Consider the following 22,915-nt stretch of genomic DNA (forward strand, 5'->3'; position numbering starts at 1 on the left):
ACCGTAAGGGTTTAAGGTGATATCAGTTGATGCGCATGATGAACGCTAAGGCAAAGTAGGGCGGGCGGTTTTCGTGCGGTGCGCCGCTGCCTGCGGTACTGGTCGTAAAGCTGTGTGAGTGTGCACCGGTGGTGTTACTTTGCACCTGCCCGCGCCATCGGTTGTCGTTGGGGTCTGAGTCGCTGCCGCCGCCGAAGCCCATATCTACGGTGGTTGAGTTGCCCACATAGAACCTTGTGCGCCAGCTAAGCCCTGATGCATCCGTACCTTCGGTCATGTGGAAATGGTCGCCGTCCCAAGAAGTAAAACCCGTGTGGTTGTGTGCGGGCATTTCGGCAGCGGAAAGTGCCACCTGATTTGCCCCGCCGATGTTACCGGGTGCATAGCTGCTACCCGCACCTACGATGAAGCGGTCGCGAAGGTCGGGGGTGCCATTGCTGCCGTCGCACAAAGACCAGCCCGCGGGAATGGACGCAATAGAACCGCTCCACATGATAATGCCGCCGATGGGAACAGTGCCGTTGCCGTTGATAGTGCCGCTGACGTTCACCGTACTTGCCGTAATTGTGCCCGCAGTAGAGAGGTTATTGGCTGTCAGATTGCCGTTGATGAGCGCATTGCCTTGTACTTCCAATCGGTTGGTTGGTGCGGTAGCATTACCGATTCCGACATTGCCGTTGTTGAAACTCCATGCGTCCAATACTATCCATTGCGCACCCGAACGGTACACAAACTTGTTCAGCGTTGTATTGAAAACCAACAAACCGTTGGCAGGCGTGGCAATTACATTGTGGTCGGGTAAGCGGGGCACTAACAGCCCGCGGTCGGCAGCGGTAACATCTAACATGGCAGAGTTATCGGGCGTGGCAGTGCCGATACCTACGTTTTGCGCCCATGCCTGAACAGACAGCAGGGCAATTGCAATCAAGAAAATGCTGAATCGTTTCATACGGCTTCTTACGGGTTTTTATTCGTTGACGGTGGTTTTGAGGGGTTGAGAGTGTGCAACCGCGCCGTTGGCATAGGTGCGCACTTGGTAGTAATAAGTTTGTCCGGGCTTTACGTCTGCATCGGAAAATTTCGCTTCGGTGAGCATTCCGCTGACGGGTCGCCAAGAGGTGTTTTCCTGTTTGCGATAGACAATGAACCCTTGCAAGGTCGGTTCTTTGGGTTTGTTCCAACTCAATTGCAATTGCTTGTTGCGCTTGTCGTAGGCGGCGGTTAAACCGCCTGCTTTCAGTGCTTCGGCGTTGGCATTTGCCGTCAGCGATGCGGCAAGCGGTCGCGCCTGCGGGGAAGTGTTACCGCTGCTGTCTGTGGCAGTGAGCGTATAGCGATAAAGTTTACCTTCCTGCAAGCCCTTGTCGGTAAAAGCAGTTTGCGCGGGGGGCAGCATCGCGCCCAAGGGCACAAAACCCGCCGAATCAACGGCGCGGAAGAGTTGATAACCTTTCAAATCGCTTTCAGCATTGGCAAGCCAACTAAGGGTAAGGCTTTTATCGGCATTAACGGTAAGGGCAGTAAGGACGGGCTGTTCGGGGGCTGTAATGTCGGGCATTCTGCCTTCGGCTGCCTGCGAACCTCTGCTTTCGTTGCCCGAAGAGTCTAAGGCTACCAATCGGTAAATGAACTTGTTGCGGGCAACGGCGGGCAGTTTGTCCACGTAGCTTGTGGCGGTGAGCACGTCGTTGTGAATCAATGCGAACGATTCGGGGCGGTTTTCGTCTATGGTGCGATAAAGCCGATAGCCCAGCAAGTCGGGTTCGGTGTTGGCTTTCCATTTGAGGTGCATTTCACCGCTTCGGGCTTCCAGCGTTAAGCCTTGCGGGGGTGCGGGCGGCTCTTTGTCGGGCAAAATGGCAAAAGTTGTGTCCGAATCGCTGCGGTTGCCTGCGCGGTCAAAGGTTGCAACCTTGTAGAACCACACATCGGCAGCGGGCGGCTCATCTGTAAACACTGTATCGCGGGGCTGTTGCAAACGGTTGTTGATTTTTCGGAAGCCCGTTTGCTCTTTGCGCCCGCGGCGGTAGATGTCGTAACCCGCCACATCGGGCGAAAGCGATGATTGCCAGCGAAGGGCAATTTTGCCGCTCTTCGGGTCTGCCTGCGAAGCCAGCGCACCTGCCGGAACAGGTGGTATGCGGTCTTCGGCACGCACTTCCACCGCGGCGGAAGGCTGCGTTTCCCTGCCGAAAAGGTCTATGCCCACTACCTCATAGGCATAACTTACGCCGTATTGCAGGGTTGTATCGGCATAAAGAAAACCCTGCTTTTGCAAATCGTCCAAGCTGCTCATCAGCGGCAATTCGTTGAGTTTTTTGCGCCCTTCGGCAACCGATGTGCGATAGACGTTCACTGCCAAAAATCGGGAAGGTTCGGCTTTCCATCCCAACTGAAAAATTCTGTCGGTCAAAAGATGGACGATGCCGACGGGCGGGGCTTCCAACACTTCCTCACCCATGGTTACGGCGGGCGACGTATTGAGCACCTTGCCCGATGCGCTGATGACGCGGTATTCATAGCTCTGCCCCGCAACGGCAGTTGCGTCGGTGTACCAATTGCCCAGATAGCGGGCAAAATCGGGGCTTAATACCGATTGAATTGTAATGAATGCACCTGCCAGCGTGGCTAAATCGTCGGCGTTTAGTTTATCGGCTAATTCGCGGTAAGATGCCAGCGCGGAATTGCGGTCAAGGGCTTCTTGGGGCAACGGGACATCGCCTTTTTTAACGGGTTTTGCCGTCAGTTTTTCCCATTGGTTGCGCCCCGCAGGGCTGCGAAACACGTTCACACCTTCGGCAACATACACCGCACGCGGAAACCAGCGAACAATCATGCCGCCTTGGGCAGGGGTGGCAATCACACGGTTATCTTGTGCAAAACTTACGCCTGCAACCGCCATGAGCCACAGGCAAACGGAAAAGATTTTGGCTTTCACGGCGGCTATTGGATTTTATGGGTGAACTGTTGGGTCTCAATGTCAAAGTCAATGCCTACTACGTGCACTTTGCCGCGCAGTTTGCCGCTGACGGAAATTTCATTCTTGAAGCGGGCTATCAAATCGCCTTGGAAAATGACATCCACCAGTCGCAAGTTGCCTTTGCCCACTACAACAAGTTCCCACTCTACGCCTACCGCTGCGCGTGCTGTTGCGCTCAACCGAATGTTATCCAGTCCAAGTTCGGGTTGGAAAATTACTCTGGTACTTGCCATTGCCTGCAAATAGGCGGAAAGGTACGGGCGAATGGCTGCCACTTCGCGAATGCCTATCCACGGCAGTTGCAAGTCTATGCCCGCTTTGAAACCGACCCCTACTTCAAATTCCTTTTCGTTGATGTCCAAAAAGCCTGTCATGGCAACCCCCAAACACATGGGCATCATGTAGGCGGGTCGTTCGCGGCTGCCTATGTTGAGCCGCACATGCTGCGGGCTAAGGTCAATGGCAAAATTGTTTTGTCCACAAACAACGGGGGCATTAAACATGGCGTTGGCTTCCAATCGTATCCGCGTATCGGGCACGGAAATCACGGCTTTTCCGTCAATGGCTGCCACAGAGTAGGTAAACATGCCCGGCAAGCCGACGTTGCCCACCTTGCCGAATATCTTCATGCCAATGATGTAGCCCAAACGCGAATCGCCGGAAACAGGGCGGTCAAACCTGCCGCCGTTGAGTGAAAGCTCTATCATGCCGCCAAACTGCGCAATCATACCCGAGGTGGGCATATCGGAAAATTGCGCCCGCAACATCATGCCGAACCAATTGTCGGGGTCGGGAACGAAGGTCAGGCTGTGCATACTGATGTCTTCGCCGATGTCTTCAAAGCTGCTGCGCTTCATACCGAAGTAGAACACGCCTTCCATGCCTGTGAGGAACAACACCTTCGGCACAACGGGAATACCTTTGGAAAGCATTTCCATCACTTTGGCTTTGGTAGATTTGCCCCCGTTGGCGTTGTTGCCCGCATTTTTGGCTGCATTGGCAACGTTCTGCCCCGCATCAAACAAAGAGTTACCCTTGGGCGAAGGCTTGACAGGGAACAACTGATTGCCCGTTACTTTGAAATAGATTTTTCCCGCCACCCACTTTGCGCCTTCCAGAGCTACGTTGCCTACTGCCTTCGCTGCTGCCCCCGCTTTGGCTTTCAAATAGGCTTTTACGGTAAGTTCCAACTCACCGCGCAGGGCTATGTCGTCGGACGTTTTGACCAAATTTGCCCACAGCAAGGCAAGCCTTCTTTGCTCATGTTCGGTCAGGCGTTTTTCCAATGTGCCGCTGCGGTCGTCCATGCGTTTGATGAAAATCAGCTCATCGTCGGTTTTGACCTTGCGGGCAAGAATCTCTTCCAACTCTTTTTGCATGAGTTGCTTAATGTCTTCGGACGAAAGCGGCACGCCGTATTTTTCCTCTAATTGTTCGGCAATGGCGCTTTCGCGTTGGAAGTCTGCCAAAGCCGCATCCATCAGCGGGGCAACGGCAGCGCGTGATTCTACCTTTCCGCCAACGGCAGCCCCGAACTGAATCAGCCCGAAGGGATATTTATCCTTTGCGCCCGCTATTGCCAAACCGTAGAGTTGAATGGCAAAAGGCAATTCCATTTTGCCGTCTAATGCGCCCATGAAGGCATCGCCGTATATCTGATGCCCGTAGTAGAGTTTCAACATGCCTTCCATGGAAAACAATAGCGGCACGGCAACGCGCATGTACATGGAATCCATCACAATTTTGCCGTCCGCATCGGTTTGTTTGAACATGCCGCCCCTGAAAACGGCAGGCACGGAAGCACTGTTGCCGCTGATGCCTGCGGTGGGTCGGGGGTCTAATCTGTCGGGCGGCATACCCGATGTGCGCGGCGGAATTTCCCGCGCCCTTTCGCGGTCGCTGTCGGAAATGCCCGTATTGGCGCGGGCTAACATCTCTTTAAAATCCATCGCGCTGATAAAGTCGGCGGTCGGAACGCCTTCTTTGCCCGTCGCATTCGCCATCATGACAATTTCGGCACGCACACCAAAGGCATATTGACCCGCCAAGTTTGCTGCCATCACGTGTGTAACGCGGATTTCGTTGCCCGAAGGCAATTTGCCCTTGACTTGATTGGTAAGTGCCACCTGCCCGTTGGGAATACCGAAGCCAATTCGCCCGTCGCCCCAAAGGCGCAAATGCTGCAAGCCGGGCATGGTCAGTTCCAAACTGCGCCATTCGGCATCTAAGGTGAGTTCTAAGCGTTCGTTATCGGCAAAGGCAGCGCGGGCAATCTGCATTTCCACGCGCTGGTCGCCGCCGTCAGGGTTAAAGGCAAAGTAACGCCCCGTCAGGTCTTCTTCCATGTGCCCGGGCTGAATGCCTTGCGAAGTGATGTCGGCAGTATAGTTCAACTCTTGGTCGCCTGCCAGCAGCGGAATGCGGATAAAGCCGCGCAGAGTGCTCTTGGTCAGCACGTTGTCTTCAACGTTGAGTTGTAAGCCGCGCAGGTTGCCGCCAAAGGTGTTGAATAGCGCAGGCAGTTCGTTGTTGAAATCCCGTTGGAAGCGCAGCGTCAGCCCGCCGCCCGTCAGGAAGGCATGGCTTTCGGGCAACGATTGCAGGTCTGTTTCCCAAGCGCGGGGGAAATAGAACTGATTGCTGCCGTCAAACTTTTGCGGGATTTGCAGGCGGTAACTTTCCAAGTAAATGCCTTTCCATGCGGGATTGTCGGCATGGATGCCCGCCGATTTTTCTTCGGACAAATCCACAACCAATTTTTGAGGCAACAACTGCATCAGCGTACCCGGAACGGCTGCCAGCGGACGGTCAAAGGTCAGGTTGTTTTCCAAGTAGAACAGTTGGGCGGCTTGCACAAAGCGCACCGACAGCGACTCATCGGTCGGCGCTTTGAACTTGTTTTCGGGCAGCAGCAAATCGCCGTCCATCTGCAACTCATAGCGGTTGTCTTGGTTGATAATGATGCGGGACGAAACGGCTAAGTTGAGACGGAAACGGTAAGGTTCTGCCAACTCAAAGCGGTTGTTTTCTGCCGCAGCCGTACTTCCCAAAAGTTTAAAATCGTCGTAGCCGAAGCGCGCTTTGGCAAACAGCACTTCCGCCGCTTTGCCGCTTGTAACGGGGTGCGGCAGTGCCCATTTGGTTTCACCTTCTATCTGCAAAAAGTCTTTGGTAAGAATCAGGTTTTGCGGGTAGAAATAGGCTGCGCCGTTTTCGGGCAGCGCGGGGGTGAGTTCTATGCGTTCCCATTTGAGCGGATGCACGATTTCACCGCTTGCCAATACCATGCGTCCCGCGATGTTTTCTAACTTAATGTCCTTAAAATCAAACTCTTCCGAATCGCCCGCCAAGTTGATTTTGATGCTGCCGCGCCCCGAAAGTTTGCTCAAATCGGCATTGGACGTGCTGATGACGGTAACTTCGTGTTTGCCTGCCAAGAATTTTTCCACAACAGGCGGTCCGTTGAAAATCAGTGCGTTACTTTTGGCAATTTCCTGCTCGCCGCTGTATGCCAGCACGTGCCATGCGTAGGCTTTGCCCGATTCGGGTCGCTGCCCGCGCAAGATGTATTCCCAACTGCTACCCGCGGCAGGCGTTTCGGCGGTTTCCTCTTCAAACCATGCAGGATTGACCGCTACGGCACTTGCAGCATCCTGACCGGGCAGAAGTTCTATGGCGCGGAACTTGTAGCGCACCGCCTGCCCCGCAACCAGATTATCGGGCAGCGACCAAGCAAATTTCAACAGGTCGTTTTTACCGAAAGCATGCTGATTGTCAGGCTTTTGTAATGCAATTCTGCCGCCTTCGGGGTAGCCGTACCGAAACCAGCATACCTGACTGATACCGTTGTTTTTGAACAGGTTGCGCCCGTCGCGGTCTGTTGCCTGCACCGTCCAAACGTAGCGCTTGGCAAGTTCCAGCGGCGGGGCACTGATGTTGTAGTTATAGCTGGTGCGCCCCGCAATCGGTTCGGATTCAAAAATCGGGATGGCTTTGCCGTTGTTGATTGCCAACATTGGGTCGGCTTGCGGGTCGGTTACCTCGTAAACTCTCAACACATATTCCGTGTTTGCCTGAATAGCTGCCGTACCGTTGGTCAGTTGCCATTGGAACTGCACGTTTTGCGGCTCTATGGGCTTAACAGAAGTTCCGCAAACGGGCAAAATCGGCGTAGGTTCGTCAATGGTCATCAGCCATGCGTCGTAGCAGCCCGCCCGCGAAAGCACCTGATTGCTGCGGTAGTCTATCACCTCAAAACAGAAACTGTACAGCCCGTCGGGCAGGCGGTCGGTGCGGCGCAGTTCGTCGGCACTCATGCCGCTGATTTGCATGTTGTTCAGGTCTAAATATTGCGAAAGGTCGGCGGCGGTCAGGCGCAAAGGCGTGCCGGGCACAATGGTAAACGGTGCAGCGGGACGAAAATCGGGGCGGGTGCGCAAACTCATGCGGCTGCTTTGAATACTGACGCGCAAATAAAATTCCCACGAAGGTTCGTTAAAGTCGTTAAAAGCGACATTGACGACTAATTTTTCGCCTGCGGGCGACAAATAATCGCTCAAAAGCGTAGAATACGGCGGCTGAACAATCGGATTGACCCGAAACGGAAAGGTTTGCGCCCGTGCCGTTTGTTGCCCTGCCCCTGCCAGAAATACCATGCACAAAATTTGCAGTAATTTGTGCCGTACAAACCGACTCATAGTGTATAACGGTAATAGTTTAAAAGCCGAAGGTATAGTTGTAATTCAACCCGGCACGCAGTTCGGTGAAAGAGGGTGCATTGGCTTGCTTAGAGGCACGGCTCAAATACATCACGTTCAGCCCCAGATTGTGCGAAGTTGCTACGCGATAGTTCATCATGGCACGCAGGTTGAAATTGCCGCTCAGAAGTTCGCCCGCTGCATAAGAGTTCAGCAGGCTGCCCGAAGCATTCAGGCGCATTTTGCGTTTGAGCAAGCCCTTGGCGGCGGTCAGCGTAGGACCTGCCACCAAATTTTCAAAACCCGTGCTGATGTTACGACTGATATTAAAAGAGAGAGCCAAACTTAAATCGGTAGGAACCAGCGTGTACTGATACGAACTCAACCAGTTCCAGAAGGTGGTTTTGGAATTATCGTTATCGTTAGCGCCCTGAAAGTTGAAGTTGCTCATCAGCACGTGGCGGGTGCGTTCGTTGCCCGTGTTGTAGTTGGCACTCATGCCCGCGCTGTTGGTGATTTGCAACAAACTCAACGAATCGGGGTTGATTTGCGTATTGTTGAAGTCTGTGGCAGCCAGCAACACCTTGGTTGCCGAACTGAAATTGGAATAGTTTGCCGAAACATTCAGCTTTTCGTTAGGTGCATAGCTGATGTTAAACGAACCCGAAAGGCGCATCATTTCGTTGGCAAGCCAACGGCTCAAATTGTTGCGCTGAAAGCCGCCGCCCGCGGAAATGTTGATTTTATTGTCCAGCATCCGCCAACCAACCGAAGCCTGCACGTCTTCCAAATCGTTGTTGAGAAAAACTGAACCCGTTGTTTTGTAGTCGGGGTCTATGCGGCGGTAGAGCAACCGCAATTGATATTTGTCTGCCGCATAGGTCGTTTCGGCGTTGAGGGCGGCGTTTACCTGCGTGCTCAAATTCCTTTGCGAAAGCAGCGCGGCAGCCATGCCCTTCAAACCCGAAAAATTAGTACCGTCGTTTTCAAGTCGGATGTCGTTAGTAAATGCACTAAGCGCGTATTCAGCCCGAAAGTTGAGCCGCTTGGTGAGTTGTTGCCGCACTTGCAACCCCAAAATGCCGTTTTCTACGGGTGTCAGTCCTTCGGCAGTAGTCAGCGGCACGGAATTGACGTTATCTTTTGCCTGAAAGTAAATCAAATCTGCCGAGCGGTTTTCCTGTTTGCCGAGCGTGAGTTTTACGCCCTGCCCCCACCGTTCGTAGGCGGGAACGCCGCGCACAATGCCCTCTACCCCGCCTTGCGCAATGGCACGCACAAAACGCCCGTAGAGCGCCGTAACCTTCACGGGCGAATCTTCGGGTGCAACTTGAATACCTGCCCCCAAAAACACGTTGCCCGAAAGTGTGTAAGGTGAAAATTCCAAATTGCGATAGCCCAAATGCGCCGTTACGGACTTGTAGCGCGGGCTTAACCCGAACTGATTAAAAGGCTGTGTAAAACGTCGGTTGAGTTGGCTGAAAGTGGCAGACAGCGGAATATCTACGCCGTAAAGGCTGATATTGAGCGTGCCGTTCAGTTGCCAAAAGAAGGGGTCGCGACGTGCTGCAATACCGCTTGCACTGTACCCCAAAAACGAACCACCCAGCGAACCGCTTACACTGACAGGCTTTTCATTTTTCAGATTTGCTAAATCTTGCCCAAACGCCCGATTTTGCAGAAAAATTACAGCAAAAATGAATATGTAGTAAATTTTTTTCATGCAAATTCTTTAAAGCGTTAGCAAGCGATTTCCACAAATGTAACGCATGTGTAAAGAAAATATTCCATAGAAAAATCGGCTTTAGAACATGTTGTAAGAGTTACAATGTGTTTAAACTTTATTTTGACCTAATCACCGCTCAAACACCTTCAAAACGATATAACAAAAAAGTGAGACCCATAAAAGAGCCTCACTTTTTGAGTGATACAAGCAAATTAATGGCAAAATTAGGCAAATATTACATGGTACAGTTTTTGACGATTCACACCCCGTCTTCTTTCCTTACAACATAATTATTGACATAATCCTCGGCAATTTTTTGGTATTCTTCGGGGTTAATCTTACGCAGTAAGGTATTTTTAGCTTCGGGCATCTGCTCTACGTACAAACTTGTGCTCGGGAAGGCGAACTTAACCCCCATGGCCTCTGCCAAACGGATGATGTGCAGCATCAACTCTTCACGGATAAACAACTCATCTCTGATTTCCGCAACCTTGATAAAAACCTGAAAGCGAATTTGAATGGAAGACTCTGCAAAATCAAAAAGTGTAATCAGTACGTCTTCCGCCTCTATATTGGGATGCGCCACGGCAACAGCCCGTAAGCCTTCTATAAAGGCTTCTATCAGCACGGGCGGTGTGTCGTAAGTAATGCTCAGCATGGTGCGAAAACGGTGTTTTTGTCGCATACCCATGTTTTCCAGCGTCAAATCGGCCAGCCTGCCGTTGGGAATGACCGTTACCGAATTGGCAAAAGTTCTGATTTGGGTGCTTCTAAAGCCGATGTATTCTACCCTGCCGTCCACGCGGTCGCCGATAATCCAATCACCGTTTTTGAAGGGCTTGTCCAAGAATATCATCACCGAACCGAACAGGTTTTTGAGCGTGTCTTGCGCTGCCAAAGCCACTGCCAAACCACCGATGGAAAGACCGGCAATAACCCCTGCCACATTCAGGTTAAAAATGTATTGCAACAAGTAAACGACCGTTACAAAAACAATCAACACGCGCAGGATTCGCTTTAGCAGTAGGCCTAACTGTTCATTGTAATTCCAACCGTTTTTTGCGTAAATTTTCTCTATATAGTAGCCACCTAATTTGACAATGCGATAAATCACAGTAGCAAACTGTATTACCCAAATAACAGTCAGCAAAGGATATACGTACCGCATGTAAAGAATCGGCAATTGCAAAATCGGCAAAAGGGTATTGAGCGCAAACAGAATCAGCGCCATAATCAGCGGTTTCAGTACAGGAGTTAAGTAGGTGTCGGCAAAATCTGCCTGCTCGGCGCGCTTCAGCATAGCAACCGGTACGCGAATAACAAGAAACATCGCCAACCGATACACCAATAAAGTAAGCAACAACAGCACAGCAAGCCCTGCCCATTGCCATGCAGTCAGCAGCAGAAAGGTTTGCGGTGGATTGAATAAATCAATGCCCAACAACGCTTGCGTATCAATGATAAAAACAAGTTCGTACAGTTCAGGAATCAGTTGTATGGTTTCGCGCGAGTAATACCAGTTGTTGCCTACCTTTTCCAGATATATCGGATACCCCAAATGGCTGAACAGGAAATAGGTGTTCGGATTGCTCATGGTAGTATCCCTATGATTGGGATTGTCGGGGATGGCAGCAAAGTCAATATATTTACCCAATCCTTCATAAATTTCCTTCAACATGCGCGCACGCCTGATACGCTCCTTCTCGTTAATTTCATTGCGCAATTCGGGGTGATTGAATGGAGCCGCAGCCGACTTGGTAAAATTTTTTCCCCGCCGTGTTTCGCCAAAACCCAAATTTTTCAAGTGTGTTTCTATGGCTTCCTGTGGCGTAGCCAACTGCACCGACTGCCCCGCTGCCGGCAGGTTCACAATGAGCAACCACAGGATTAAACAATAAAAAGCACACTTAGAACACCTCTGTATTTTTCTCATAAGCGCCTGATAATTGTAGTTTGGGTAACAAAAGTTGAACAAATATAGCAGGGTACTGCTTACTTTTGCAATATGAATACTACACGTCTGATAAGTTTCCTTACCTTGGCGGCATTACTTTTTACAAGTTGCCAAAACAAACGAGGCGGTATCCCTAAAGGAGAAGCAGCGCCTGATTTTGAAACAACTGATTTACAAGGTAATCTGCATAAGCTAAGTGATTTTAAAGGCAAAGTTGTGATGCTGTACTTTTGGGCTGATTGGTGCCCGGCCTGTAAAAAGGAATTTCCCGAAACACAGGAGTACTACCGCAAACTGAAAAGTGATGATTTTGAGCTGATTGCCATCAACGTATCGCAACCGCGCGAGGCTTCCGAGGAATTTCAGCGGAAGTACAAAGCCACATTCCCCATGCTGCTCGATACTGACGGAAAAATTTCCAAACAATACGGCATTGAAGAGCTTCCAACCAATTATTTTATAGACCCTGAGGGCAAAGTAGCCCGTCGAATTGTCGGCTGGATAGGCGAGCCTCAGGTGAAAGTGATGATTAATCAATTGTCAAAAAAATAACATGAAAAACGCAGCTTATTTTTTCATTCTCAGCATTTTTATACTCCTGAGCGCGTGCACAGGCAGCAGCGAAAGCAACGGCAACAATCAATCAGACAGCAATCAACGCTGTGCGCAGTGCGGTATGCCTACGGAAGAGTTTCAAGCATGGCGCGGAAAAATTGTCGGTACTGCCGCCACTAAGCACTTTTGTTCGCCGCGCTGTTTGTTTATTAACAGTCAGGCGCACAGCCTTGCACCTACTGACAGCGTGTTTGTTACCGACTACTACGGGCAAACACTCATAGACGGCCGAAATGCGTATTATGTCATCGGGAGCGATGTCATCGGCCCGATGGGGCACGACCTTGTACCGCTTGCCAGCCAACAGGCCGCCGAAGAATTTATGCAGGAACACAAAGGGCAACAAATTTTGCGTTTCGGGGAGGTAGATGCCGAAACGATTAAAGGGTTGGGTAAATAGGTACAAAAAATAGCATTCCGAGGTCAGGCTCCAAGATTTCAGCCTCTAATGAGCGAGTAAAAGTACAATCTGTAACAATATTTGCGATTATTATGTAATGCATTTTAATTGCTCAACTGCTTAAATTATTTTTACCGGGGTATTAACAGGTCAGCATCCAAATCGCTGTTAATGCTCCGATGGTATTTTTCTGCCATTGACAATCAGAAACTGCCTCCCATGAAACTCCTGCTGATTGAAGACGAGAACAATCTTGCAAAAGACATCAGTACTTACCTCAGTAGCAGCAACATACATTGCGAGTGGGTAAACACACTCAACCTCGCCTTAGAAAAAATTAGCGCTTACGAGTATGACTGCATCCTGTTAGATTTAACACTACCTGATGGAAATGGCATAACCATACTAAAAGAGCTAAAAAAACAACAAAAAAACGAAGGTATCATCATCATTTCTGCCAAAGACACCTTGGAAAGTCGTTTAGAAGGCTTACAATTGGGTGCTGATGATTATCTTACCAAACCGTTCCATATTGCCGAACTTTTGGCAAGGGTTCATGCCGTTATACGCAGAAAGCAATTTGCAGGAAACAACCGTTTAATAATCAATGAGTTAGAAATTGATTTACTGGCAAAGACACTCAAAGTCAATCAAAAAAATATTGACCTGACCAAAAAAGAGTTTGACCTTTTGCTGTATTTGATAGGCAACAAAAACAGAGTTTTACCCAAATCGTCCCTTGCCGAACATCTTTCGGGAGATATGGCAGACATGCTGGATAACCACGATTTTGTATATGCTCACATTAAAAATTTGAAAAAGAAATTAAGTCAAGCAGGAGCCAAAGACTATATAAAAACCATTTACGGAACAGGCTACAAATGGGAAGTATAAATAAACAACCTCAAAAACTTTTACACCAAACCCTCAGAGGCTATGTTGGTTTTGCAGGCTTACTCTTGCTTTTGAGTATTCCATTTGCTTATTTCTTGATGCAAAAACTGCATGTGGACGATATAGACGAAGCCCTGATTTTGCGAAAAAAAGAATTTCAAGCCTATCATTTGCCAAACTTTACCCTTGGCGAAATTCCACAGTGGAACAAATACAACCGCGATATAAAACTTATTGATACCCTGCAAAATCTAACCAAAGACAGCCTTTTGCAACAGCCTTTTCATGATGAACTTGACAATGAAATAGAACCCTATCGTGTACTTTATTCACCCATTCGTATTGAACAAAAAACTTTTACCTTGCTTGTTAGGCAAAATTTGATAGAAAATGAAGACCTGATTTTCAATATTTTGGGCTTGTATGCGGGTTTATTAGTGCTTTTGTTAGCGGGTTTGTTTGGGCTTACCCAATATTTTAGCAGGCAACTTTGGAAAGGTTTTTATGATACTTTACAACAATTAGAAACCTTTGAATTGGGCAAAACCGATGCCCCAACTTTTGAGGAAACACATATTCAGGAATTTGAAAGGCTAAATAGTGTTTTGCAACATTTGATACAAAAAAGCATTGCCGTTTTTGAAAGCCAACAAGAGTTTATAGAAAATGCCTCCCACGAATTACAAACGCCTTTGGCGGTGTTGCAGGCAAAATTGGATACTTTTCTGCAAATGCCCGACCTCAGCCAAGCCCAAATGCAAGCCTTAGACAGCCTTTACGACCTTTTGGCAAGGCTCAACCGACTAAATAAAAACCTACTTTTGCTTTCAAAAATTGACAAACTCTCTTTTCAAAATCTTGAAAATATCAATTTAAAAACACTCATTGAAAAGCAAGTTTCATTTTTTGAAGAACAGGCTTTACAGAAAAATATCCGATTGGAAATTGATGTTCTGGAAAATGTAGAAATAAAAACCAATCATATTTTGATAGAGATTTTTGTGAGTAATCTTTTGCTAAATGCCATAAGACACAATCACAAAAACGGACTTATCAGTATCAGCCTCAAACAAAATGAGTTACAGATTGGCAATACCGGGCAACCTTTTCCCCTGCCTGAAAATAAACTTTTCCGACGTTTCGCCAAAATAGACAGTTCCACACAAGGCAACGGTTTAGGTTTGGCAATTATCAAAAAAATTGCAGATTTATACCGATGGTCAATTACATATGTAATGAAAAATAATTTGCATACTTTCACAATCAACTTTAACAAAAGTTAAAATAATGCCAAAGGATTCCAGAGAATATTTAGCCAACGAAAGAACTTTTTTAGCTTGGGTCAGAACAGGTATTGCCATTATGGCTTTCGGGTTTGTGGTTGTTAAGTTTTCGCTTTTCCTTCGCCAACTTTCCATTATTACCCAGCAGGAAATGCTTATTCACAAAGGCTATTCGTCGGTAATCGGGGCTTTTATCTTGATTGGCGGGGCTGCCGTGATACCTATTGCTTACTTTCGTTTCAAACAGGTAAACAAGCAACTTTCCGAAGGAAGCTATGATGAAAAACACTTCATGCCCACCTTGCTAACCGTCTTATTATCAATAGTTTCCGCCTCACTTTTAGTGTATATCATCATAACTTCCATTTGAAAAAACGAAAATTCAAAATTTCTTCAAAATTGGTTCTCACCTTTGTAGTGTAATTTTTTATTCACTGTAACTATAAACGGTAGAAACCAATGAAAAAAGTCGCAATGTTATTGGTGGCTGTACTGATGAGCACACTCACCTATGCCCAAAAAATGGAAGAACGCAACATTCCACAAGCTGTCAAAACTGCTTTTCAAAAGGCTTTCCCCGATGCCAAAGAGGTAAAATGGGAAAAAGAAAATAGTTTTTTTGAGGCCAATTTTGAAGTGAACGAAACCGACTATTCGGTAATATTTGATGCCAACGGCAACATCATGGAAACCGAAGTAGAAATTGAACCGCATCAGTTGCCCCAAAATATTGCCCACTATTTGGCGCAACACTACAAAGGGCAAAAAATAAAAGAAGCCGCCAAAATCACTGATGCCAAAGGTGTAGTTACCTACGAAGCAGAAATCAAAGACAAAGATTTGATTTTTGACGAAAAGGGCAATTTTATTAAGGAAATTAAAAAGTAATTCGGTTCAAATAATTAACTCAATTTGCTACCTATTCCAATGGAACACAGATTTTACGGATTAGGCAGATTTTCACAGATTAAGTTGTCTAAAATCAGTGTCTTATCTGTTAAATCTGTGTTATCCGTGTTCTAAAAAAGTAAGTGGCAACTTGGGTTAATTCACCCCAAAACTCAAAAAAAAATGAAACACTTATTTCTTATTCTCTCGTTTTTGGCAATGCAGACGGCATTTGCTCAAAACAAAACCACCCTTTCGGGCAACCTCAAAGACAAAGCCACCAAAGACCCTTTGCCTTTTGTAAATGTAGTATTGAAAAATGCCAAAGATAGCGTTTTCGTAACGGGTACGGTAAGCAACGAAAACGGACTTTTCAGCCTCAAAGACCTCAAACAAGGCGAATATGTCTTGGAAGTGTCATACATTGGCTACAATACTTTCCAGAAAGCTGTTTTTGTAGGCAAACTCAATGACTACTTAGACATAGGCACAATAGAACTTGCCGAAAGTACGGAAACTTTACAGGAAATAGTTGTAGAAGGCAAACGAGATGCGGTGCTTGAAACCTTAGACAAAAAGACCTTCAAAATGGATGAAAACCTTAGTCAAGGCGGCGGTTCGGTTTTACAGGCTATGAAAAATTTGCCAAGTCTTACGGTTTCGCAAGACGGAAAAGTGGCTTTGCGGGGGAGCGACAAGGTTACAGTTTTGATTGACGGCAAGCAAACTGCTCTTACAGGTTTTGGCAATCAGGCAGGTTTGGACAATATCCCTGCATCGGCTATAGAACGAATTGAAGTCATCAATAATCCTTCCGCCAAAAACGATGCCAACGGGAGTGCAGGCATTATCAACATCATTTTCAAGAAGAACCAACAAGAAGGGCTAAACGGAAAAGTGGGCTTAATTTCAGGTGTGGGGGCTTTGTGGCAAAAGCAAGCCAACTTGCCTACTATTCGTCCGCAGTATCAAGACAATTACAAACTCAATCCTTCGCTCACTCTCAATTACAGAAAAAAGAAAGTCAATTTGTTTTTTCAAGGCGACCTTGTTTCGCAAAAAGTCTTGAATAAAAATGAGTTTTTTCAACGGATTTATGATGACGGTAGCGTCATTGAACAACAATTTTTGGAAAACCGCACCCAAACCATTGCGACCGTAAAAACAGGCTTAGATTGGAATATTGACGACAACAACACTTTCACGTTTTCGGCACTTTACAACCGAGAAAGCCATATTGATTTGGGCGATTTGCCCTATTTTAACCAAAACCTAACCGAGAGAAAACGCCTTTGGCAATACCACGAAAAAGAAATAAACACGGCTCTAAACACCTCTTTGATTTACGAGCATAAATTCAAGCAAGCGGGGCATAAACTCACAACTAATTTCAATTACACCTTCCACCGGGAAAACGAAAAGTTCAGTTTTGATAACTACCTGCCTACTTCGCAAAGCAATGATGCCACACACCTCATTGCCGATGAAAACGTAAGTGATTTGAATATTGACTACATCAAGCCTTTGAAAAGTGGCAGAATGGAATTAGGCTCAAAACTGCGTTGGCGTTATATCCCTACTAATATGATTTTTATACCCGGACAAAATTCGGTTTTGGATTTAGGGGCACAAGGTTGGGCAAATTACAACGAATATATTGGGGCATTGTACGGGAACTATGTCTATGAAAGCAAATTTTGGGAAGTGGAAGCAGGTTTGCGAATGGAAAGCATAAAGGTAAATTATGAAGTTACGCCCACGCATAATACCTACAAAAGCAACGGCTACAACTACTTACAACCTTTTCCAAACTTGCGGATAGCTTATTTGGTAAATGACAATAGCCGAATTTCCATGTTCTACAACCGTAGAGTAGATAGACCTGATGAGCAAGATTTGCGTATTTTCCCGAAATATGACGACCCTGAAATTCTGAAAACGGGCAACCCGAACCTTCGCCCACAATTTACCCAAACCGTAGAGTTGGGCTATAAAAACTCTTGGAAAAGTGGCTACATCTATGCAGCGGCGTATATGCGTTTTATTGACAACATCTTAACACGCATTGTTACCGCACCCACAGGAAGCACCTTTATCAATTCCATTTCGCAAAATGCGGGAACGGGGCGAAACGAAGGCATTGAGTTGGTTTTGAACCAAGAAATTACGAAGTGGTTTTCGGTGAATGTGAATTTGAATGGCTATCAAAATACGATTAGTGCGTTCAGCATTGATAATGTGTATCCTTTCAATGTATCGTTCCAAGCAGAACAACAACAAATTTATTCGGGGAATATGAAAATCAACAGCATTTTTAAGTTACCCCAAAATTGGGATATTCAGGTGTCAAGTATTTATTTAGCTCCTGATATTATTCCGCAGGGGAGGATAGAAAGCCGTTATTCTTTAGATTTGGGCTTGAAAAAAGCTATCCAAAACGGCAAAGGCGAACTCTTTGCCAATGCAAGTGACATTTTGAACACGATGCGTATTCAAAAAGTAGTAACAAGTACAGGCTTTACGCTGAAAAGCCGCGATTTGTACGAAACGCAGATTATTAGAGTGGGCTATGCGCGCAAGTTTTAGTACATCCTAAAAAAGCAAGTGAGCAAATTTGGAACGCTTTTAACCCAATCCGCCGACAGGGATAGGCTAAGCAAACCCGGTTCGTTCGTGTGTAAAACCCCTGTTGGCTATTTAATATTTGACTTGCTTATGTAATGTTGCTTATTGTTTTCCGCCTATCCGCTCGTATATAATCGGCGTATCGTAAGGCGTAATTTGTTTGCCATCGCGGACAAGTAACTCCATTACCTCCAAACGGTCTTTGCCGATGGTTTCTTCCAAAGTAAAAACACCGCCCGGAAACTCATTGGGAGCTTTAATATAAAAACCGCGGTCAGTTTGCGTATAAACGGCAGGCTTGAAACTTGGCGAAGGTTTTAATGCCTGATAATCAAACCGCAAAGACGCATTGTCATTGCGAATATCTTTCGGAGGAACGTCTTTCGGCAACTGCATAGAGTAGAGTTTTACTTTGCCTTCGGGCAGTGCTTCAAAGAAAAATAAGTACGGCTTGATGATTGTATCCGCCTCGGCATACTTATAATAACTCTCTTCCAACAGAAAAAAGCCGTTGAGTTGTGCAGGCAGGTTATCTATCTTGCCGTTAGCCACCCTATTGACATGTTTGGCATAAGGATGTACCTGCTTGCCCGCTTTCAGTTCCGCATCTATCTGCCGTTGGTTGTCAAAATCGCCCGTGATGTAGGTTTGAAACAAATGAATCGGGTGATTATCAGGTATTTGCGCATATGCTTGCATAGTCATAAAGAGGCTAAAAAGCCATATTAATTTTTTTGCGGTTTTCATGACGTAAAATTCAAAGGTGAAAATTTGGGTATTATGCTGAAAGTGCAACAGAAGCAACCTTACAAACTTCCGCTTCAAGATTCTTCTTTTTGCCATATTCTCATTGCCTAAAATTATGCCGCAAGGTGCATAATTGCAAGATTTTCATTGCGATTCGCGGCAAATGTTCTATATTTGCAGTCCTTTCGGGTGAAAGGCGGCTTTTGCTGGAATTGTTTAACCAAAATGCCTACGCTTTGGGCACCGGAGCGAAGGTGTAATAGCAGGTGCAAGCAAAATTCAATGAGCAAAGACCAATTAACTGAATTTGACTGGGACAGCTTTTCGTCCAACAAATTAGGCGGCGGTTACTCTAAAGCCGAAAAAAGCCGTCTGGAAGAACTGTATGCAGGCACACTGTCAGAAGTAAAACAAAATGAAGTGGTTCGCGGCACAGTAGTAAGCATCACCGACCGTGATGTGGTATTAAACATCGGTTTCAAATCAGACGGCTTAGTGCCTCTGTCCGAATTCCGCGATGTAACAGACCTGAAAGTTGGCGACACCATTGACGTGTACGTGGAAAACCCCGAAGACACTAACGGCCAACTGATTCTTTCCCGTAAAAAAGCCAAAATTGTTAAGGCTTGGGAAAACATTGAAAATGCCTTGCAAAATGATTCAGTTATTGAAGGCCTCGTTAAGCGCCGCACCAAAGGCGGCCTGATTGTGGATATCTTCGGCGTGGAAGCATTCTTGCCGGGTTCACAAATTGATGTGAAGCCTATCCGCGACTTTGATATCTACGTAGGCAAGAAAATGGAGGTTAAAGTGGTGAAAATCAACTACGCAAACGACAACGTAGTAGTTTCTCACAAAGTCCTCATTGAAAAAGACCTCGAATCACAACGCGCTGAAATCCTCAACAACCTTGAAAAAGGACAAGTGCTTGAGGGCGTTATCAAGAACATGACCAACTTCGGCGTATTTATTGACTTGGGCGGCGTTGACGGCTTGTTGCACATTACCGACATCTCATGGGGCCGTATTAACCATCCGGAGGAAGTACTCAGCTTAGACCAGAAAGTAAACGTAGTAGTTCTTGACTTTGACGAAGACAAGAAGCGCATCTCTCTGGGTATGAAGCAATTGATTCCTCATCCTTGGGATAGCCTGCCTGCCGAAATTCAAGTTGGTTCTCGCGTGAAAGGCAAAATCGTTAATGTAGCTGACTACGGCGCATTCCTCGAGATTATGCCGGGCGTAGAAGGTTTGATTCACGTTTCCGAAATGTCATGGTCGCAGCACCTGCGCAATCCTCAGGATTTCATCAAAATTGGTGATGAATTGGAGGCTGTTGTATTGACACTTGACCGCGAAGAACGCAAAATGTCTCTGGGTGTAAAACAACTGACCGAAGACCCATGGACTAAAGCCGATATTACTACCAAATATGCTGTAGGTACACGCCACACAGGTACTGTGCGCAACCTGACCAACTTCGGCTTGTTCCTCGAGCTGGAAGAAGGCATTGACGGTCTGGTACACGTTTCCGACCTTTCATGGACTAAGAAAGTGAAGCACCCTTCAGAGTTCATTAAAGTAGGCGAGAAATTAGACGTACAAGTGCTGGAACTGGATGTTGAGCAACGTCGTTTGGCATTAGGCCATAAACAACTGGAAGAAAACCCTTGGGACACATTTGAAACCATCTTCGTTCCGGGTTCCGTTCACCGTTGCACCATCATCAGCAAAAACGACAAGAACGCCGTACTGGAACTGCCTTATGGCTTAGAAGGTATCTGCACGCTGAAAAACCTTGTGAAAGAGGACGGCAGCAAAGGCGAAGTAGGCGAAAGCCTCGACTTCAAAGTGCTGGAATTCTCTAAAGATGAAAAGCGCATCGTATTGTCTCACACAGCTTCTTACAAAGACACCAAGGAAGATGCAAAACCTGCCAAGAAGTCTAAGAAAGAAGGTGAAGGCGAATACGTTGCCAAGCAGGAAGATTCAGGCCGCGCTACTCTGGGCGACTTGGAAGCTCTTTCTCAATTGAAAGAAGATATGGCGCGCAACGAAGAGAAAAAATAATTTTCTCCGCATCAATAAAGAAAAAACCCGACTGTTGCAGTCGGGTTTTTTTATAAGTCAAGCCACGTGCATATCCGAAAAACTGTTTTTCACTTCCAAAACATATGATTAACTACCGGCATTATTTTGAAACAGGAGTTACCTATGACTCCTACTTGCAACAAGCGGAAACAGATGCGCAAAAAGAACCGAAAACAGGCTATCTGCCCTACGTCCCTCTGAATTTGCAGCGCATGAAACGGATTGGCAAACAGGTGCAACTCAACAGTGATACAGAGGCTGTACTCCATCGCTTAGACAAGTCTCTACACTGGTTGGTCATCAGTGAAAACTGGTGTGGCGATGCAGCGCAGTCATTGCCTGTGCTTGCTGCCATTGAAAAGGCTTCGCAAGGTAAAATAAATATGCGCATTGCTTACCGCGACAGCAACCCCGAACTGATGGATGCGCACTTAACCAACGGCAGCCGCTCTATCCCTGTACTGATTCAGTTAGACGAGCATTTCGGCCTCATGGGAACATGGGGGCCGCGCCCGGCAGTGGCACAAAAACAGGTAAGAGAATGGATTGCGGCCGGTACGCCTTTTACGGAATACGCCGAGAAACTGCATAAATGGTACGCAGACGACAAACAGCAGTCAATTCAGGCAGAAATAGTGGCATTGCTGCAACAATCTCTGATTGGGTAAAAAAATCCTGCTATATTTACACGGTTTTTATCAAATCCTCAATCTGTTATGTCAGTTATTGAAAATGTTGTAGCCCGCCAGATTCTCGACTCGCGCGGCAATCCTACCGTAGAAGTAGATGTATTCACCAGCGATGGCCATATGGGGCGTGCTGCTGTCCCCTCAGGTGCTTCTACCGGCACGCATGAGGCCGTAGAACTTCGCGATGGCGACAAAAACACTTACCTCGGCAAGGGTGTACTGAAAGCAGTAGCCAACGTTAATGAAACCATTGCCGACGAACTCTACGGTTTGTCTGTTTTTGAACAAAACCTGATTGATAAAATTCTAATAGATTTGGACGGCACACCCAACAAATCTCGCTTGGGAGCAAATGCGATTTTGGGTGTATCGCTGGCCGTTGCCAAAGCCGCTGCCAAGTCGGCACGCCTGCCGCTCTATCGCTATGTGGGCGGCGTAAGCGCCAACACCTTGCCCGTACCGCTGATGAACATTCTGAACGGCGGTGCACATGCCGATAATGGCATTGACTTTCAGGAGTTTATGATTATGCCGCTAAAGTTTGAAACTTTCTCGCGCGCTTTGCAGGCAGGTACGGAAGTTTTCCACCACCTGAAAAACGTATTGAAAGGCAAGGGCTACTCAACCAACGTAGGTGATGAAGGCGGCTTTGCACCTAACATCAAGTCTAACGTAGAAGCTATTGAAGTGGTATTGCAGGCAATTGAAAAAGCAGGCTACCGCCCAGGTGAAGACATCATGATTGCCATTGATGCGGCTTCTTCTGAATTCTACGATGCAGAAAAAGGCATCTACCATTTCAAAAAATCAACAGGCGAGCAATTGACCAGCGCACAAATGGCCGAGTATTGGAACGATTGGATTAAAAAATATCCTATCCGTTCTATTGAAGACGGCATGGCAGAAGACGACTGGAACGGCTGGAAAATGCATACCGAGCTTTCAGGTAAAAACTGCCAATTAGTAGGCGATGACCTGTTTGTAACCAACGTAACCCGCCTGCAAGAAGGCATTGACAAAGGTATTGGCAACTCTATCCTTATCAAGGTAAATCAGATTGGCTCGCTGACAGAAACTATTGCTGCGGTAAACCTTGCCAAGCGCAACAGTTACACCAGCATTATGTCGCACCGTTCGGGCGAAACAGAAGACAGCACCATTGCCGATTTGGCCGTAGCACTGAATACAGGTCAAATTAAAACAGGTTCTGCCTCACGCTCCGACCGTATGGCCAAATACAACCAACTGCTGCGCATAGAGGAAGAACTCGCCGAAAACGGATTCTTCCCGGGCTTGAAGTTCTAAGCGCCCTTCACCAATTGAAAA

General features: G+C 47.0%; 16 protein-coding genes. 10 read left to right on the forward strand and 6 right to left on the reverse strand.

The window, feature by feature from the left end; all coding sequences use genetic code 11:
* Positions 1-22: 22 nt before the first annotated feature.
* The 5 genes from NDK19_RS04020 to NDK19_RS04040 form a co-directional block, all read right to left on the reverse strand.
* A complete protein-coding gene (locus tag NDK19_RS04020; RefSeq protein ID WP_250630548.1) occupies positions 23-949 on the reverse strand; it encodes a hypothetical protein in 927 nt (308 codons plus the stop codon).
* A gap of 18 nt (positions 950-967) precedes the next feature.
* On the reverse strand, positions 968-2,938 hold the full coding sequence (locus tag NDK19_RS04025) for a fibronectin type III domain-containing protein (RefSeq protein ID WP_250630549.1): 1,971 nt from the start codon (positions 2,936-2,938) through the stop codon (positions 968-970).
* Between the two features lie 5 nt (positions 2,939-2,943).
* Positions 2,944-7,677: a hypothetical protein gene (locus tag NDK19_RS04030; protein ID WP_250630550.1), complete on the reverse strand. Its 4,734-nt coding sequence runs from the start codon at positions 7,675-7,677 to the stop codon at positions 2,944-2,946.
* 19 nt (positions 7,678-7,696) lie between these two features.
* Positions 7,697-9,400: a hypothetical protein gene (locus NDK19_RS04035; RefSeq protein WP_250630551.1), complete on the reverse strand. Its 1,704-nt coding sequence runs from the start codon at positions 9,398-9,400 to the stop codon at positions 7,697-7,699.
* Positions 9,401-9,662: 262 nt separating this feature from the next.
* The gene (locus NDK19_RS04040; protein WP_250630552.1) at positions 9,663-11,273 is read right to left on the reverse strand and encodes a mechanosensitive ion channel family protein; all 1,611 of its coding nucleotides are present in this window, start codon (positions 11,271-11,273) and stop codon (positions 9,663-9,665) included.
* A 135-nt stretch (positions 11,274-11,408) separates the two neighbouring features.
* Between NDK19_RS04040 and NDK19_RS04045 the strand changes: the two genes are divergently transcribed.
* From NDK19_RS04045 to NDK19_RS04075, 7 genes are all read left to right on the forward strand, one after another.
* Entirely contained in the window at positions 11,409-11,909 is a 501-nt protein-coding gene (locus tag NDK19_RS04045; protein ID WP_250630553.1) for a peroxiredoxin family protein, read from the forward strand.
* Position 11,910: 1 nt separating this feature from the next.
* Entirely contained in the window at positions 11,911-12,372 is a 462-nt protein-coding gene (locus tag NDK19_RS04050) for a nitrous oxide reductase accessory protein NosL (RefSeq protein WP_250630554.1), read from the forward strand.
* A 171-nt stretch (positions 12,373-12,543) separates the two neighbouring features.
* Complete coding sequence (locus tag NDK19_RS04055; protein ID WP_317207154.1) at positions 12,544-13,266, forward strand: response regulator transcription factor; 723 nt, start codon at positions 12,544-12,546, stop codon at positions 13,264-13,266.
* Positions 13,254-14,549: a sensor histidine kinase gene (locus NDK19_RS04060; protein WP_449619094.1), complete on the forward strand. Its 1,296-nt coding sequence runs from the start codon at positions 13,254-13,256 to the stop codon at positions 14,547-14,549. The genes NDK19_RS04055 and NDK19_RS04060 overlap by 13 nt, the downstream gene beginning before the upstream one ends.
* 4 nt (positions 14,550-14,553) lie before the next feature.
* On the forward strand, positions 14,554-14,919 hold the full coding sequence (locus NDK19_RS04065) for a YidH family protein (RefSeq protein WP_250630556.1): 366 nt from the start codon (positions 14,554-14,556) through the stop codon (positions 14,917-14,919).
* A gap of 89 nt (positions 14,920-15,008) precedes the next feature.
* Positions 15,009-15,437, forward strand: a complete 429-nt coding sequence (locus NDK19_RS04070) for a PepSY-like domain-containing protein (protein WP_250630557.1) — start codon at positions 15,009-15,011, stop codon at positions 15,435-15,437.
* Positions 15,438-15,620: 183 nt separating this feature from the next.
* On the forward strand, positions 15,621-18,023 hold the full coding sequence (locus tag NDK19_RS04075; RefSeq protein WP_250630558.1) for a TonB-dependent receptor domain-containing protein: 2,403 nt from the start codon (positions 15,621-15,623) through the stop codon (positions 18,021-18,023).
* Between the two features lie 141 nt (positions 18,024-18,164).
* On the opposite strand, the gene NDK19_RS04080 is transcribed toward NDK19_RS04075, so the two are convergent.
* Positions 18,165-18,809 carry a hypothetical protein gene (locus NDK19_RS04080; RefSeq protein ID WP_250630559.1) on the reverse strand — a complete coding sequence of 215 codons (645 nt, stop codon included), beginning with the start codon at positions 18,807-18,809 and terminating at the stop codon, positions 18,165-18,167.
* Positions 18,810-19,091: 282 nt separating this feature from the next.
* On the opposite strand from NDK19_RS04080, the gene rpsA reads away from it, so the two are divergent.
* The 3 genes from rpsA (at position 19,092) to eno (ending at position 22,894) form a co-directional block, all read left to right on the forward strand.
* The gene (gene rpsA / locus NDK19_RS04085; protein ID WP_250630560.1) at positions 19,092-20,879 is read left to right on the forward strand and encodes a 30S ribosomal protein S1; all 1,788 of its coding nucleotides are present in this window, start codon (positions 19,092-19,094) and stop codon (positions 20,877-20,879) included.
* 104 nt (positions 20,880-20,983) lie between these two features.
* Positions 20,984-21,568 carry a thioredoxin family protein gene (locus NDK19_RS04090; protein ID WP_250630561.1) on the forward strand — a complete coding sequence of 195 codons (585 nt, stop codon included), beginning with the start codon at positions 20,984-20,986 and terminating at the stop codon, positions 21,566-21,568.
* Positions 21,569-21,616: 48 nt separating this feature from the next.
* Complete coding sequence (gene eno / locus NDK19_RS04095; protein WP_250630562.1) at positions 21,617-22,894, forward strand: phosphopyruvate hydratase; 1,278 nt, start codon at positions 21,617-21,619, stop codon at positions 22,892-22,894.
* Positions 22,895-22,915: the final 21 nt, after the last annotated feature.

The organism is Rhodoflexus caldus (genome assembly GCF_021206925.1).
Taxonomy (GTDB): Bacteria; Bacteroidota; Bacteroidia; order Cytophagales; family Thermoflexibacteraceae; genus Rhodoflexus; species Rhodoflexus caldus.

What these genes read in the sequence shown, in the direction of transcription:
- NDK19_RS04080 (WP_250630559.1), bottom strand. Translation starts at nt 18,809, where the DNA reads ATGAAAACCGCAAAAAAATTAATATGGCTTTTTAGCCTCTTTATGACT.
- NDK19_RS04035 (WP_250630551.1), bottom strand. Translation starts at nt 9,400, where the DNA reads ATGAAAAAAATTTACTACATATTCATTTTTGCTGTAATTTTTCTGCAA.
- rpsA (WP_250630560.1), top strand. Translation starts at nt 19,092, where the DNA reads ATGAGCAAAGACCAATTAACTGAATTTGACTGGGACAGCTTTTCGTCC.
- NDK19_RS04030 (WP_250630550.1), bottom strand. Translation starts at nt 7,677, where the DNA reads ATGAGTCGGTTTGTACGGCACAAATTACTGCAAATTTTGTGCATGGTA.
- NDK19_RS04045 (WP_250630553.1), top strand. Translation starts at nt 11,409, where the DNA reads ATGAATACTACACGTCTGATAAGTTTCCTTACCTTGGCGGCATTACTT.
- NDK19_RS04070 (WP_250630557.1), top strand. Translation starts at nt 15,009, where the DNA reads ATGAAAAAAGTCGCAATGTTATTGGTGGCTGTACTGATGAGCACACTC.
- NDK19_RS04075 (WP_250630558.1), top strand. Translation starts at nt 15,621, where the DNA reads ATGAAACACTTATTTCTTATTCTCTCGTTTTTGGCAATGCAGACGGCA.
- NDK19_RS04065 (WP_250630556.1), top strand. Translation starts at nt 14,554, where the DNA reads ATGCCAAAGGATTCCAGAGAATATTTAGCCAACGAAAGAACTTTTTTA.
- eno (WP_250630562.1), top strand. Translation starts at nt 21,617, where the DNA reads ATGTCAGTTATTGAAAATGTTGTAGCCCGCCAGATTCTCGACTCGCGC.
- NDK19_RS04060 (WP_449619094.1), top strand. Translation starts at nt 13,254, where the DNA reads ATGGGAAGTATAAATAAACAACCTCAAAAACTTTTACACCAAACCCTC.
- NDK19_RS04055 (WP_317207154.1), top strand. Translation starts at nt 12,544, where the DNA reads ATGCTCCGATGGTATTTTTCTGCCATTGACAATCAGAAACTGCCTCCC.
- NDK19_RS04090 (WP_250630561.1), top strand. Translation starts at nt 20,984, where the DNA reads ATGATTAACTACCGGCATTATTTTGAAACAGGAGTTACCTATGACTCC.
- NDK19_RS04050 (WP_250630554.1), top strand. Translation starts at nt 11,911, where the DNA reads ATGAAAAACGCAGCTTATTTTTTCATTCTCAGCATTTTTATACTCCTG.
- NDK19_RS04020 (WP_250630548.1), bottom strand. Translation starts at nt 949, where the DNA reads ATGAAACGATTCAGCATTTTCTTGATTGCAATTGCCCTGCTGTCTGTT.